At 50.2% G+C, this 13,895-nt stretch carries 12 protein-coding genes and 3 pseudogenes; 2 read left to right on the top strand and 13 right to left on the bottom strand.

Going from position 1 to position 13,895, the window contains the following annotated elements; all coding sequences use genetic code 11:
- Nucleotides 1–213 precede the first annotated feature (213 nt).
- On the top strand, nt 214–1,281 hold the full coding sequence (locus tag ABU178_RS08670; RefSeq protein WP_397213863.1) for a mechanosensitive ion channel family protein: 1,068 nt from the start codon (nt 214–216) through the stop codon (nt 1,279–1,281).
- Nucleotides 1,282–1,475: 194 nt separating this feature from the next.
- Here ABU178_RS08670 and ABU178_RS08665 read toward each other — a convergent pair.
- From ABU178_RS08665 to ABU178_RS08625, 9 genes and pseudogenes are all read right to left on the bottom strand, one after another.
- Nucleotides 1,476–1,944 (bottom strand): annotated as a pseudogene (locus tag ABU178_RS08665) (transposase domain-containing protein); the annotation flags it as partial.
- A gap of 119 nt (nt 1,945–2,063) precedes the next feature.
- Nucleotides 2,064–2,756, bottom strand: coding sequence for an amino acid ABC transporter permease (locus ABU178_RS08660; protein WP_397213861.1), 693 nt, complete (start codon nt 2,754–2,756; stop codon nt 2,064–2,066).
- A gap of 16 nt (nt 2,757–2,772) precedes the next feature.
- Complete coding sequence (locus ABU178_RS08655; RefSeq protein ID WP_397213859.1) at nt 2,773–3,462, bottom strand: amino acid ABC transporter permease; 690 nt, start codon at nt 3,460–3,462, stop codon at nt 2,773–2,775.
- A gap of 79 nt (nt 3,463–3,541) precedes the next feature.
- Entirely contained in the window at nt 3,542–4,357 is an 816-nt protein-coding gene (locus ABU178_RS08650; protein WP_397213857.1) for a transporter substrate-binding domain-containing protein, read from the bottom strand.
- A gap of 20 nt (nt 4,358–4,377) precedes the next feature.
- Nucleotides 4,378–5,115, bottom strand: a complete 738-nt coding sequence (locus ABU178_RS08645; protein ID WP_397213855.1) for an amino acid ABC transporter ATP-binding protein — start codon at nt 5,113–5,115, stop codon at nt 4,378–4,380.
- Between the two features lie 12 nt (nt 5,116–5,127).
- Nucleotides 5,128–5,694 carry a peroxidase-related enzyme gene (locus ABU178_RS08640; protein WP_397213853.1) on the bottom strand — a complete coding sequence of 189 codons (567 nt, stop codon included), beginning with the start codon at nt 5,692–5,694 and terminating at the stop codon, nt 5,128–5,130.
- Entirely contained in the window at nt 5,691–6,173 is a 483-nt protein-coding gene (locus ABU178_RS08635; protein WP_397213851.1) for a CMD domain-containing protein, read from the bottom strand. The genes ABU178_RS08640 and ABU178_RS08635 overlap by 4 nt, the downstream gene beginning before the upstream one ends.
- Nucleotides 6,170–7,624, bottom strand: a complete 1,455-nt coding sequence (locus tag ABU178_RS08630) for an NAD(P)-binding domain-containing protein (RefSeq protein WP_397213849.1) — start codon at nt 7,622–7,624, stop codon at nt 6,170–6,172. The genes ABU178_RS08635 and ABU178_RS08630 overlap by 4 nt, the downstream gene beginning before the upstream one ends.
- A 356-nt stretch (nt 7,625–7,980) precedes the next feature.
- A complete protein-coding gene (locus tag ABU178_RS08625; protein ID WP_397213847.1) occupies nt 7,981–8,940 on the bottom strand; it encodes a LysR family transcriptional regulator in 960 nt (319 codons plus the stop codon).
- 254 nt (nt 8,941–9,194) lie between these two features.
- Between ABU178_RS08625 and ABU178_RS08620 the strand changes: the two are divergent.
- Nucleotides 9,195–9,383 (top strand): annotated as a pseudogene (locus ABU178_RS08620) (integrase); the annotation flags it as partial.
- Between the two features lie 111 nt (nt 9,384–9,494).
- On the opposite strand, the pseudogene ABU178_RS08615 reads toward ABU178_RS08620, so the two are convergent.
- The 4 genes and pseudogenes from ABU178_RS08615 to ABU178_RS08600 form a co-directional block, all read right to left on the bottom strand.
- A pseudogene (locus ABU178_RS08615) lies at nt 9,495–9,662 on the bottom strand (isocitrate/isopropylmalate family dehydrogenase); the annotation flags it as partial.
- Nucleotides 9,663–10,316: 654 nt separating this feature from the next.
- Complete coding sequence (locus tag ABU178_RS08610; RefSeq protein WP_397213845.1) at nt 10,317–12,185, bottom strand: hypothetical protein; 1,869 nt, start codon at nt 12,183–12,185, stop codon at nt 10,317–10,319.
- Between the two features lies 1 nt (nt 12,186).
- Nucleotides 12,187–12,702 (bottom strand): ABC-three component system middle component 2, encoded by a 516-nt coding sequence (locus ABU178_RS08605; protein ID WP_397213843.1) that lies wholly within the window; start codon nt 12,700–12,702, stop codon nt 12,187–12,189.
- Nucleotides 12,699–13,826 (bottom strand): ABC-three component system protein, encoded by a 1,128-nt coding sequence (locus ABU178_RS08600; protein WP_397213841.1) that lies wholly within the window; start codon nt 13,824–13,826, stop codon nt 12,699–12,701. The genes ABU178_RS08605 and ABU178_RS08600 overlap by 4 nt, the downstream gene beginning before the upstream one ends.
- Nucleotides 13,827–13,895 lie beyond the last annotated feature (69 nt).

Genomic DNA, 13,895 nt, shown 5'->3' with positions numbered 1-13,895 from the left:
GGTAAACCGAAGAGACCCTGTGCTTACCGCCCGCAGGAAGCGTTTACTCAACATTGCCGGAAATTTTTACCCTCTGAGTAGGCCAGTTTATTAGATTTTTCATATACTCATACACGTGATTCAGGTAATCCGCAGATAACCTGGAAGAGAATGGTTACTGATTTTTGACTTGTCTGACAACGAAAGGTTGTTGGCTTAATATAAGGGAAAGTAATGCCATTGCTATTTGGTGAGTTATCTGGCTTCCCATCATGGGCGCCTGCAGTATTGCTCGTCACTCTCTCGCTCGCACTGGGTTTTCTGGCGCGATTTATATTTCTCAGATTCATCCGCTACTGGCAAAATCGTGACAGAAAACTCTTCAAATCACTTGAAAAGCACCTTCGTGGATCAATGTTTCTTTTTATTCCCTTGCTGTTAATAAGTTCAGGAGCTAATTATGTAAACATTGAACCTGAATCTCTTAATTTTATTATAACAATCATGCATGTCTTTATTATATTATCATTTTGCTCAGTTCTGGTTAGATTAATTAATGTCGCTCAGGATATGCTATTTATACGCTATGACATTAATCTTTCGAATAATTTTCGCGCCCGAAAAATTCGCACACAAATAATGTATGTTAAAAAGGTCGCTATCGTCATACTTGTGACGTTCTGTCTTTCCCTGATTTTACTCAGTTTCCCTGGCGTGCGAAGATTTGGCACAACAATACTGGCAGGTGCCGGAGTTGCCGGAATAATAATTGGCTTTGCCCTACAGAAGTCGCTTGTTAACTTGTTTGCCGGAATTCAGATAGCCTTTACGCAACCGATAAAAATTGATGACGCTGTGGTCGTTGAAAAAGAATGGGGCTGGATTGAAGAGATAAACCTGACCTATGTGGTGGTGCGTCTCTGGGACCTGCGCCGACTGGTGTTGCCCATTACCTACTTTACAGAAAATCCGTTCCAGAACTGGACGCGTAATAATGCACAAATTTTAGGCTCTGTTTTTCTTTACCTTGATTACTCCATGCCATTAGAACCTCTCCGCAAGCACTTTGAAAAAGTACTCAGTGAAACAAAACTCTGGGATCAGCACACTCAGGTGCTTCAGGTTACCGACACTAATGACAAAACCATGACGATCAGGATGCTGATGACGGCGCAGAACTCCCCTACCGCCTGGGATTTACGCTGTCACGTGCGGGAGAAAATGATTGAGTTTATTCAGCAAAATTATCCGCAGAGTCTTCCTCACCTGAGGGCTACACTGACCGATTCCGGAGATCGATAGTCCGGGCATTCAGTCATTGAGGACACTCGTTTACCGGGGCGGAACGTAATGTTTCACCTCTGAAGCCAGAATGCACGATATTCGGTTCTGGTGGCTTATCAAGCGTCATGCCTGCCTCTGATGCAATCTTAATCAGGTCAGAAGAGACTGCCACTCCGGATGCATGGCGAACCGTTCCTGCGGATAAGGCGGGCGCCGGCCACCGTTTCTGAACGGACGAAGACTTTGTCGTTATCGGGACTTTCTGGCATGCGGCAGACAACGCCATCAACAGCGTATAGCGTCAGACCACACTAATCAGGGTGAGAAGCCTGTACATTCCAGAGCTCGCTGCTCTGTTAAAAAACCCGTAATACAGCGTCGTCCCCAGCCGCTGCCTTGCCTGCACCACGGCGCTGGGCGCAACGAAAGGACGGTTTCCTGGTAACAGAATATCAAGGCGATTAACGATAGCGTGAAGAGGTTTTTTACGCTCAAGGGCCAGGCCGATGAGACACCAGACCATCATATTGTAGTGAGTCTGCGCTTACGGAGCGTGACCGTGCCAGCTTCCTCAAGGCAGTGGCTGATGAACGCAGGGTCAAGAAAATCCGCAAGCGTATTCAGAGGAATACAGAGAGAATCGTCACGAGAGACGCTATCAAGGGCCTGACTGAGCTGCATAAAAAATCCGGAAACGAATCGTTTCCGGATTCTTACACAGCCACTGAATCGTTCAACTGATTCTTAACTGATCGGCATTAGCCACATTGGGCTGCCGTTTCATTACAACGCGATAATCATCAGGTGCGCACGCGCAGCGCTGCCTCAATCTTGTCGGCAATCTTAGTGACCACATATGCAATCACCATGTAGAACACCACCGCAATCAGGAAGGCTTCGAGGTAGTAGAAGTTCAGTGCTGCCGTTAATTGTGCCTGGGCAAAGATATCCACCACTTCGATGGCAAACGCCAGCGACAGGGCTTTCATGATCACCATAAAAGCATTCGCCAGATCGGGGATCGCCGCCACGATAATCTGCGGGAACATCACCCGACGAAATAGCTGTCCACCGCTGTAGCCGAGCGATAAGGCGGCATCCGATTGTCCGCTGTCGAACGAGTTCAGTGCACCTTTCCACACTTCAGTTTGGAATGCCGCTACACAGGCACTCAGCGCCACAATGATGATCACCCAGTTCGGCAGTGAATGGGCATTGACCTCCACGCCGAACAGCGTGGCAACAAAGTGCAGCGCCGGCGGCAAGCCGTAATAGGCGAGGAAAATGACCACCACCATCGGCACGCCTTTGAAGGCGATTTTGTAGGTGATCACCAACTGGCGCAGCACCGGAATGCGGCGATGCTCAATAAACGCAAACAGCCCGCCCAACAGCGTTGAACAGATAAACACCGTCACCGCCATCAGTAGCGTCACCGGCACGGCATCAAGAATGCTCCAGAAGTCCGGCAGCAAAACCTCAGCATCAAACATGGTTTTTCTCCCTCACTCAGACGCTGGTGGTGAACTTCACGCGCGGCGCAGACTTCGAGCTGTACTTCGCATGACGTTGTTCAAAGAAGCGGATAACCAGCCACGCCACACCGCACAGCAGCGAATAGAGCACGGCCAACACCAGATAGGTGCCGAACTGATACTGGTTGTAATCGCGTTCCATGATCAGGTGCGCGGTCGCCATCACATCTGCTGCACCGATGTACATCACCAGCGCCACGTTATGAATCAGATAGATAATTGCATTGCCGTAACCCGGCAGCGCAAAGTGCACGGCCTGTGGGCCGATGACACGCAGCATTTTCTGGCGGAAGCTGTAGCCAAGGCTGTCGGTGGCATCATGCTGACCACGCTCAACCGCAAGGTACGCCGGGCGCATCACTTCCGACAGATAACCGCCGTGATACAGGCTCAGACCGATCATCGCCGCCACGTTGGCCGTGAAGAAGTCGCCAAAGCCAAAGTTATCGGTAATCAGTGGCATGCCGTAGAAGGCTACAAACAGCTGCAGCACCACGGGCACGCTGCGCGCGTAGGAAACATAGAGATCGGCCAGCTGGCTGATCACGGGAATACGGCGCACGCGGAAAAACGTCGCGATGAGCGCCAGAAAGAACCCGATAATCATCGCTACAAACATGATGCCGAGCGTCAAAGGCAGCGCCGACAGCAGTTCTGGAATCATGGAGGATAGATTCACGGTGAAACACTCCTGCTAAAAAGGACAGCATGCGCCCGGTTCAACACCGGGCGCAGTGAATCTGTTACTTCATGTACTTCGTAACTTCTTCGCCAAACCACTTCTGCGCCAGCTTATCCAGCGTGCCGTCTGCCTTCAGCTCTTGCAGGGATTTGGTGATGTCATCATTCAATGCCTGATTCTCGGCAGAACGGTGGATCAGCACATAGGTGTTGTTGATCACCACCGGCTCACTGGCTTTGATCGCCAGCTTCTGGTTGTCGATCACCGTCTGCTCACCCAGATTTGAAGGCAGGATCAGCGCGTCATATTTACCGTTCTGCACTTCTTTCAGACGATCCGGGTAAGGCACGCCGGCGCTGGAAGCTTTGATGGTGATTTTGTCGTTCGGGTTATCCTGTTGCCACTGGGTGACGAACTTATATACGCCACCGCCTGCGGTCACCGGTACGATATTCTTACCGACCAGATCTTTCATGCCGTTGATATTGCTATCGCTGCGGCTGTAGATCTTCATCAGGCTGGCACCAATTGGTGCATCCGGGATAAGGAACTGTTTGCTGCGCGCAGGCGCTTTGTAGTATCCGCCCGTTGCCATGTCGTATTTGCCGGTCACCAGGCCGGTTTCCTGCGCGATGTCCGCCGCGCCTTCCATCACAAATTTGTACTGTGGCAGTTTAGCGTTGATGGCTTTCAGCACGTCCGGCTCGTAGCCTTCTGGCTCATGGCCGATTGCGCCCCATGACAGCGGTTTGGATTCTGCTGCGGTGGCGATTTTGATGGTGCGTACGGCGTCAGCAAAGCTATTACCGCTGATCAGGGCCAGCGCGATGATGCCAGGCGCGGTCAGGCGACGTAATGTGGTTTTGATTGCAGGCATGTCTCTGATTCCTTTGATTATTAGAATGATTTTTCTGAGTTGAGGAACTGGGCAAGGCGCGGCAGCGTCGGGTTATCAAACATCTCTACTGGAGTCCCCTGCGCAGCCACCACACCCTGATCCATAAACACGATCCGATTCGAAATGCTTTTCGCGAACTGCATCTCGTGCGTCACCAGCAGTGAGGTAATGCCGGATGACGCCACATCTTTAATCACTTTAAGCACTTCACCCACCAGCTCGGGATCGAGCGATGAGGTCGGTTCATCAAACAGCATTACATCCGGACGCACCGCCAAAGCACGGGCGATACCGGTACGCTGTAACTGGCCGCCAGACAGCTGCGACGGATAGTGATCGAGCTTAGCTCCCAGGCCTACGCGCTCCAACTCCTGCACGGCGATGTCGCGCGCTTGCTGTTTGGTTTTACGCTGGATGACGATCAGCGGATCCATCACATTCTCCAGCACCGTCATGTTTTTGAACACGTTAAACTGCTGAAACACCATGGCGGTGCGCAGACGGATCGCCTGGATCGCCGCTTTGTCGGGTGATTGATAATCCATGCGGATCTGATCGAGTTGAATCGTCCCGGCTGACGGCTTCGCCAGATAGTTAATGCAGCGCAGCAACGTGGTTTTCCCGGTACCGCTTGGCCCGATGATCGACACCACATCGCCGCGTTTTACCGACAGATCGACGCCTTTCAAAATCGGATTGCTGCCGTAAGCGAGGGTAATATTGTTGAGTTGTAGCATCCGGTGCAGCCCTTATTTGTTCAGGTCAGCATGGCCGAGCACATGCATCAGACGGTTGGCCCAGCCAAAGATGGCGATAGCGTGGATCAGATCGATAATCTCCTGATCGTTCATGCCGACGGCGCGCAGAGCGGCGACATCTTCCGGCGTCGCTTCAGACGGCGTGACCGATAAACGACGAGCAAAGTGATAGATCGCCGCGTCGCGTTCACCTAACACATCCGCTCTATCAAAATAGATGGCACTGACCACGGCGTCACTGTCGGCCAACTGTGCATGACGGCGCGCATGCACCACCGCACAGTAGCGGCAACCGTTAACGATTGAAGCACCGAGTGCGCCCAGCTCACGATCCGTGCGATCCAGGCCACCTTCAACATACATAATGGCGTTGAACAATCCGGTACGTGCGGTATAGCTCTCTGGATCGTGTACCAGCGTGCGCACGTACTCTGAGATTTTCTTGTTGGACGGCGTCACTTTCATCGCATCAAGCTGCGCCGGCGTCGCCTGTTCAACATCCACTGGCGTAATATACGGATGCCAGTGCAGCGGCTTGAGATTAACTGACGGAATCATGCGGACCTCATCAAACGTAAGCCAGCCGCGACGCGCGTCTGGAAGTTAACAAAGGCGATCAGTTCAGAGAGCGCGACGATTTGCGGATTGTTTAAACCGGCCTGCTCCAGCAAGCGAATATGCTGTTCGGTAGCCTGAATCGGTTGCTGTGTCACCATGTCGGCATGGCGTGCAATAGTTGCCAGCGGCTCTTCACTCACAATGCCGCCAGCAGCAAGCACCAGCAGCGCTTGAGACGGGTTTAAAGCCGCCAGCTGTGCCTGATAATCACGTTGCAGTGGCGCATCGTAGTTCAATACCGCCATTCGCTGGGCCAGCGCCAGGCGCAGATCCGCAGGCAAACCCTGTTCGTCTTCCGGCGTTAGCACTGACAGACGGCACGCTTCCGCGCCTTCAACAAATTCGGGACGCATGCGGCGCGTCTGATACAACGCCTCTTCTGGTGTTAATCCGGCTGCTTGATCAATAGCGTCGCTCACAACGCGTTCTCCTGTTTTAGTAGCGGGGTTGAATCCACCCATTCATCGCCCTGCAATTCAGGGGTGTTAAAAGCTTGTAAGTTGGCGTAGTGCTGCTCGACGTCATCGGCAAACAGCGAGGCAGTAATGCCGCGTACCAGACGATCGGCACCAGCGCTCACTGCCGGAATATCGCCGGAGACTTTGCCGTGCGTCAGCATCGCGGCATCGTTAAAGCAGTGAATGTGTGCCAGCATCGGGCAGGCACCTGGCGTCAATTCGCGGAACTCAAACGAAGGACCGAGATCCGGCGCTTCCAGCAGGCTGCTACGCGCATTACCCATCTCAGGCTGATAGCGGCCGTCGGACCAGCTACGGATATGCGGCGCGATGGCAGCAAACTCCGGGCGGCCGTGGAAATCGTTGGTGAAGCCGGTGGCGGCGATCAGGAAGTCGTAGCGCAGTACGCCCTGGGTGGTTTCAATCAGCAAGCCATCTGCTTCCTGCTTGACGGCGTTAATGCCGCAGTCGAGGAAGAAACGCGCATTGTCATGACGAGATACGCGCAGGGTTGAAGAACGCGGCGGCGGGGTTTGTGTCGCGGCGGTGTATTCGACAAACTTCCATTTCCACGCGTCCGGCAGTTGATGCATGCCGTGCACCACGCCCTGGCTGCCAATGCCGGTCATCTTGTTAATACGCGGCATCTCCTTACGACGAATCAGCAGATCGACCGCTGCAGCGCCCTGCTCCAGTGCGGTGGCAGCGTTATCCATCGACGACGCGCCTGCGCCAATCACCGCAACGCGTTTGCCCTGTAACGCCGCAAAATCGATGTCATCGGCGGAGTGTGCCCAGAACTGGCGGTCAATGCCTTGCAGAAAATCCGGTACGGCAAAACCGCCGAGTCCTGAACGCCCGGTGGCCAGCACCAAACGGCGTGTGTAGACACGGCCGGTTTCGGCACCCTCCAGCTCCAGCGCAATTACATCCCCGGCCTGGGAGATATTGCTGACGCGCACGTTGTTCTGCACCGGCAGATTCAGCACCTTGCGATACCAAATCAGGTAATCCATCCACTGCGCCTTAGGGATTTTGTCCAGCTCTTGCCATGCTTCTTTGCCCCACTGCGCCGTGAACCACGCGCGGAAGGTCAGCTGCGCGAGACCCAGTGCCGGACCGTGTAGCGTTTTCGGCGAGCGCAGGGTTTCCATGCGCGCAAAGGTGATCCACGGCCCTTCCAGCCCTGCGGGTGCGGCGTCATAGGCCACCACATTGCTGATGCCGGTGAACTGTAATTTGGCGAGCGCTGCCAGACCGCACATACCCGCACCGATCACCACCACATCGCGTACCGGTGCACCCTGACAGGTGCGTTCCGGTACCCAGGATTTGGCGGGCAGTTCCAGAAATTCCAGATCCTGCTGAAGCTGAGCTTCTAGCGCGGCAAGACCTTTGGCGGCATATGTCATAGAGAGTTCCCTGATATCAGCGATCGCTTGAAAGCGAACGAAAACGGTTAAAACGCGCCGATGAACCTGCCTTTTTTATTATCCGAAAAATGCATAATAGGCAGCCGACAATTATAAATTTGCATAATAGTAGCTAAGTTTTCGCATAATCCTCTTGCCCAAAATCGGAGTCAAGAACTGCGCTCAGGATTTGACCGATAGATTTCTTATATCTTATGCCGAAAAAGTTATAAGCATTAAAAGTGAAGGGACTGTTTTATAGCGTGGTGCCCGGTTGTACCTTAACGCGTACCCTCAAACATTATTGCGAGACGGGAGGGTCACCCTCTATGGTGACCGTGACATGCTAGCCGATATCAATCCTGGTTGATGATTCGCATAATGCGCGGATGTTCACTGGCTGTCAGACGTTCAAACCCCGGCAACAGTTGCGCGGCGGCATCCGCCAACGCTTCCACCAGCGCCTGCGCCGCGCTCGAAATCTGGCGGCCTTGTGGGGTGATCACGCCAAAGAAGTAAGGAATGTCTTCCTGAATCGGGCGGATAGCCACACCGGCCAGCGGCATGCCCCAACCAGTAACAGGTTCGAGGATCGCCACGCCTAATCCAGCCCGCACGCAGCCCAGAATATTCGCCGACGAGTTGGTCTCGATGGTTTCCAGCAGCGGCGCTTTGACCTTCTTCAGCGCTTTTTCATAGCGCCCTCGTAAGCGCTGCGGGCTCCATGGTGCAATTAAACGGCGGCCTGCCAACTGGCTCAGCGATAGCTCACTGTTCGCCGCCAGCTCATCTTCTTCCGGCAGCGCAACCACGCACTGCGACTGCCCAATCCAGTGCAGCTCGACCGCGTGATGCTCCAGCGGCAAACTGCATAAACCGATGTCAGCCTCTGCGGTGATTACCGCATGCGCCGTCTGTACGGCAGATTCACTGATGATTTGCACTTTGTTTTGCAGGTTCAGCGCGGCCAGCGCCTGCGGCAGCAATCCGGCAGCCAGCGCGGGCGTAGCAGCAATACTGAGTGGACGATGCTGCTGATGCGCGATCTCTTGTGCGCGTAAGCGGATTTGCTGCAATGACAGCAGCGCTTTTTGCACATACTGATGCAGCTGTAACGCCTCTTCTGACGGATGAATGCGCGGGCCATTGCGAATAAACAGTGGGTAGCCCAGCGACTGCTCTAACTCTTGAATCAGACGGGAAACGGCGGGCTGCGAGCGGTTCAGCGCTTTGGCTGCCGCGGTGACGCTGCCCGCAGAAATTACCGCCGAGAAGGCTTCCAGCTGACGCAGATCGAGGTCATTTAACAAGGTCATCGCGAGGGTACTTCCATAACTCGTTGATCGTTCCCGATAAACACCCGGGAAAAAATCCATCATAGAGAGAGTTTGGCGAATTAGCCACAACGAGAAAAACCGCGTGGCTTTAGGAAGGGTCGCGCTGAGATGTTCAGCCAGCGCTGCGTGCATCTCCACGCACTGACACATTACCCCCGGCACCGCCGCAAGCACTGCACGGACAATGGCGCCAGTCCCGGCGCTCGGCAATCCCCAGGCCTGCATTGTTGAACAGGAATAAAACAGATATTGACTGGAGCAACGGGACGCCGCCAACTTTTCATGAGCAACGCTCTCTGGCTGAACGGCTTTATAAAGAACAAGGGCTTAACACCCAACAGCTTTTAGGCCATAAGAATCAGCTGCAGACTGACAAATACAACGATGACAGGGGCAAGGAATGGACAGTAGTTGCGGTCTAAAATAGCTCACATTTTGTACAGTTTTGCAGAAGGGTTTTGCAGAAGAAACTTCAGGAAGGAAAAACACTCCGGCATTAAGAGCCAAAACCGGAGTGTTAGCGGTAAAAAGAATTACATGTTTTCGATGATCGCGTCACCAAACTCTGAACATTTCAGCAGTTTAGCGCCGTCCATCAGACGTTCGAAATCGTAGGTCACGGTTTTGTTAGCAATTGCGCCTTCCATGCCTTTCACGATCAGGTCAGCCGCTTCGAACCATTCCATATGACGCAGCATTACATGGCTTATAACTAGCCAAACAATTGTTTTATATTGTATTTTTTGGAAAAATTGGAATGAAAATCATAAAAAATTCAGACTATGAATTATCTTTTATATTAATACGTTGCTACAAGTTTTGCAGAAGAGCTTGAGCGTCTTCCAGCTTAAAGTTATATGCAATCTGGTTTAACTATTTGCGGGGGACACAACGGATTTTGAATCGTGATTTTTTTATAAGTAAATCAAACAATTAAGAATTTTCTTCATAATAAAAGCAACGAGTAAACTTCTTTTAAACCATGCTATTAAATATGACAAATAGGCCATATTATAAACATTTATGCGAAAAAATAAGACAAAGGGCGACGCTTATTTTTGGATCTAATGGAAATTTTTGCGTTGAAATGCATTAGCTCCTGTTTAATCTATGCTGTCTGCTGTTCTGCGAAATAGTGAACCTGAAAGTTTGCTATGGCCAAAAGCGGAAGTTTCTACAGCGGCTTGCCTTAGTTGACGGGGGAGTTCCAACGCAGGCTGAGTTGCAGCGATGTGAGCTGAGTATGTGCAAAATCAATCTGGCGGTAATAAAAATTACCGCTTTCTACAACTTACCCAAATTAAATATCTGCAATGCAAAGGCAGCTCAGCCGAAGTCACATGATCCAAATAGCTTTATCTTTTTTGGGGAATTGGGATAAGGGCTGCACGCTCTTCGTCCTTGGCATGCTCACCCGCAAACCATTCGTAATGAACGTTATTCATGATTGAAACCGGCGGTTCTTTATTCTCAATAACAATGATTTGTAAGGTATCTGGCAACTGGGTCAGTGAATGCCAGAAGCCTTCTTCGATACCAGCCGATATGGGTTCATCGGAGCCCGATACCGTAGCTGCTCCTTTCTTCTTATAACTCGTTAATGGTGAGTCAATAACGACTAGCCCAGGATGCGGACGCCCTTTTTCCACACAATATTTCAATAACCCGATGATGAAAGCTGAATAGAGAATGGCACGAACACCTTTACCGTGAGACTGCCGAGGTTGGCCATCAACAATGATGTCATACTCTTTTTCATTGAAGGAAACATCAGGCTCAACACCCCATTTCCACTCTTTCAAAACAGTTTCAATTTCTGTACAAAGTTCAGCCAGTGCATGGGTAGGTAATCCCTCCCATCCGAGCCTTTGTTGACTACTGTTTTCAAGCAGTGTTTCTATATCCCTTTGATGTTTAAGTAACTCAAGCCAACGTTGCCGATCAATCAACTCGGCGTCTCTTTCGGCTCGCTGCTCAATAGCAATATCAAGGCTTTCTTTGGTAAGGACAAGAATAGGTTCAAAAGTATTTTTAATCTGGTCTTTCATCCCTTCTAAACTTTCTAATGCCTTACTTTTGTCTTTATCCAGAGCTTCTTTTCTTCGATTAAGGTCACCCATTGCTTTTTGCAGGTCTGCAAGGTAAGCATGAATTTTTGCGGCTTCAGCTGATGCAGATCGTCGGACTTCATCACTGTTCATCAGTGTTTTTGCATTCTCACTGTGTGAGTGTGGTAAATTTTGGCCACAGAGAGAACATGGAACTTCCTGGAGAGACGTAAAGTAGTGCGAACCTTCCGCAAGAAAATCCAGTCGTTTCAGGTCAGAGTGGTAACGTTCTTTGAGCAGGCTATATCTCGATTGGATTTCAGCTACCCCCATTAACTGAGATTCTGTTTTTAACGTAAACGCTGTCTCCCTCTTTATTCCCTCGTGCAAGTCGGAAATAGCGGCTGTAGCCCTCTCCACTTCGTCAATCGCCTTGGCGATTAATTGATCTGATAAATCATCTGTTGGGGACGTTAATGGGCGCTTAGAAGAATAAATTGAAAAGCGTTCATCAAGGGGTCGAATCATATCCTGTATGAATTCAAGCTTCGCCATCAATCTCGCCTTTACAATTTCAGGCTTTTCCTCTGCGGCAACACCATCATCATCGTGGCCGGTAAGGAGGTATGAAAACATGCGTTTTCGAACAGTGTCGTCATAACCGGAGCGTCCAGTTACTGGCGAATATTCGTCGATGATGGATACTTCATCCACTAAAAATATAGGAGCCAGCGTTCGGATGGAAAAACGTTGCGTTTTGCCACGAGCATTCTTGCGTAACTTTGCCTCCTTGATCCCCGCGAAAGGGAAAAGTATGGAGGTCACGTCTGGTCCCTGACTCGTTCCTTTACGGACAGGGGCAATCGTTTTACCTTCTCCACTGATGTCGTGAATCGGGACATCGTGTGCCTCTAATTTTCCGCCCTCTAGATCGCGTTTGAGGGTTAAGAACCCCTCTTTATCATTTTCGAACTCAACATAAAGATGGGTGTAATCGGCAGCCTCTTTCAGTTTTTTCTTGAGTTTTTCGGCACCAAGAATGTAGTCAAGGCAACTAACAAGGTAACTTTTCCCGGTATCGGATTCCCCTGCTAGAATGTTCGCGCCCTTATTGAAATCCACATAAGCGTCTTGAACGCCATTTCCGCGTAAAAGTATTTTTCTTATACGAAGCATTTTACAAATCCAGTAAGTCTATTGCGGTCAATCGGTCAAATTCAGAACCCCATTGCCCCACGTTCTGCGACATATATGAAGCAAGATCTTCATCCGTGTATTCAGAGAATTGCTTTGTTACCCAGAAGGCACGTTCTGCAAGCTCTTTTGCATATGGTGACTTTAAAAGCTGCACAAACCTTTCTGTTAATTCAGAAGCCTGATACAAAATCCCCTCGGAAGCAAAAACAACCTTAATTAATTCTCGCGAGAGCATTAAATGCAGCCCTGCCTGAATTGCACTTCGCTTAACAAGAAGCTCGGATCCCCGATGAGGGACTGCTGGATGAAGGCTTTGCGGCCCCCCAATTACATCGCTGGTATGCACAAGAAGGTAGTCATATGAAACTACCCTTTGTAAGTCCAGGGCCACATTGTCCGCTGCGTACAATATGAACAGCGCTCGGAATCCATACTCTAGTGGGGAGTTAAAAGGTCTTTGTTCAAAGTTTCCCTCAGTTACTGGCACTTCGATCATGGATTGCACCAATTAATCAAGTTTGTATTGGCTAGTTGATGGCACATACCTTCACGATCCTTACTCGTTACGTGAATGGCAAGTGGGTGCGCACCAAGTTGCAGTGTCTGAGCGGCCTTGACAGTATTTTTTAACCGAATGAGTGGGGTTCCTGTTAGCTCTGAAGTGTAGTGATACAGGCCGTCATCAAACTCTCCCAGTAAAGAATTAAAGAATTCTTGATTCGCCATCTGATCTCTGGCGAGCTCCTTTAGTCCTTCCGCGCAATAAAAGGTTATTCGAGACCGTTCAAAGAGTTTTACATGGCTGATACTTGATTGAAAATCAGCGAAATCTCGCACTTGGGTTTTAATATCGGTGCTGATAACTGAAAAAAGTTGATCAATATAGACAGTCTCAATCGGGGCCACAGATGATGGAGGTCTTGCTGGTAGGTCACGCTCAATCAAAGGTGCGCCAAAGACCATAAGATGAAAAGAGGTTTCACTGTGTTCGGTGAGTATCTCAATAGGCTGTTTTGCATGAAAAATACTGAAATCAAACGCCTTGATATACATTTCAAGGTCAGGCGTCAGGTCAATGCTATGTTTCGATGTAATTGACTTTGAGAAAGTTGTCCACCCAGAAAGCATTTCCTGTTTGAGCTTCTTTGGATCATCCAGAAGGTCTTGGAATGGCGATGTTACCCCTCTGTGAGTAACAAAATAGTATTCTGCAGGTACTGTGTAGTCCTTGATAAAAGTATAGTAAAGAACTTTTGCGATTTCGATGCCTGCCTTAGAAAGGCCTAAATTGGCATCATAATGCTTGCATTGATATAAGTGCCATCGTCGGGGAACAACATCAGATGGATCAAGCCATACAACAATATCTCTGCCTTTATCTCCCGCCCCGCCACGTTGTTGCACTTCGTTAACATATTGCTGACCAGCTAAGTATTCAGAAGCCCATTCGAGTGTAAACCTTTCAAATTCGGCGGCACTAAACTGTGCCAGACGATCCAGGGGAGCTATAGGAAGCCCTACCCCTAAGCCAAGCAGGCGAGCATTAACACCCGGCCACGTTGTTGGCGCAGAAAGTTTGCCAAGCGTAGAACCAGAATTCTGTTTGATCTTCTCTACCACCACGACCTCCATGCAGAAGTGATAATAAACTTTTAGTCTTTTGAATTCGTTTTCGAAAATTTAACACAC

Source organism: Pantoea osteomyelitidis (assembly GCF_044342975.1).
In the GTDB taxonomy this organism is placed as follows: Bacteria; Pseudomonadota; Gammaproteobacteria; order Enterobacterales; family Enterobacteriaceae; genus Pantoea; species Pantoea osteomyelitidis.
This window is presented reverse-complemented; position numbering and strand designations above follow the sequence as displayed.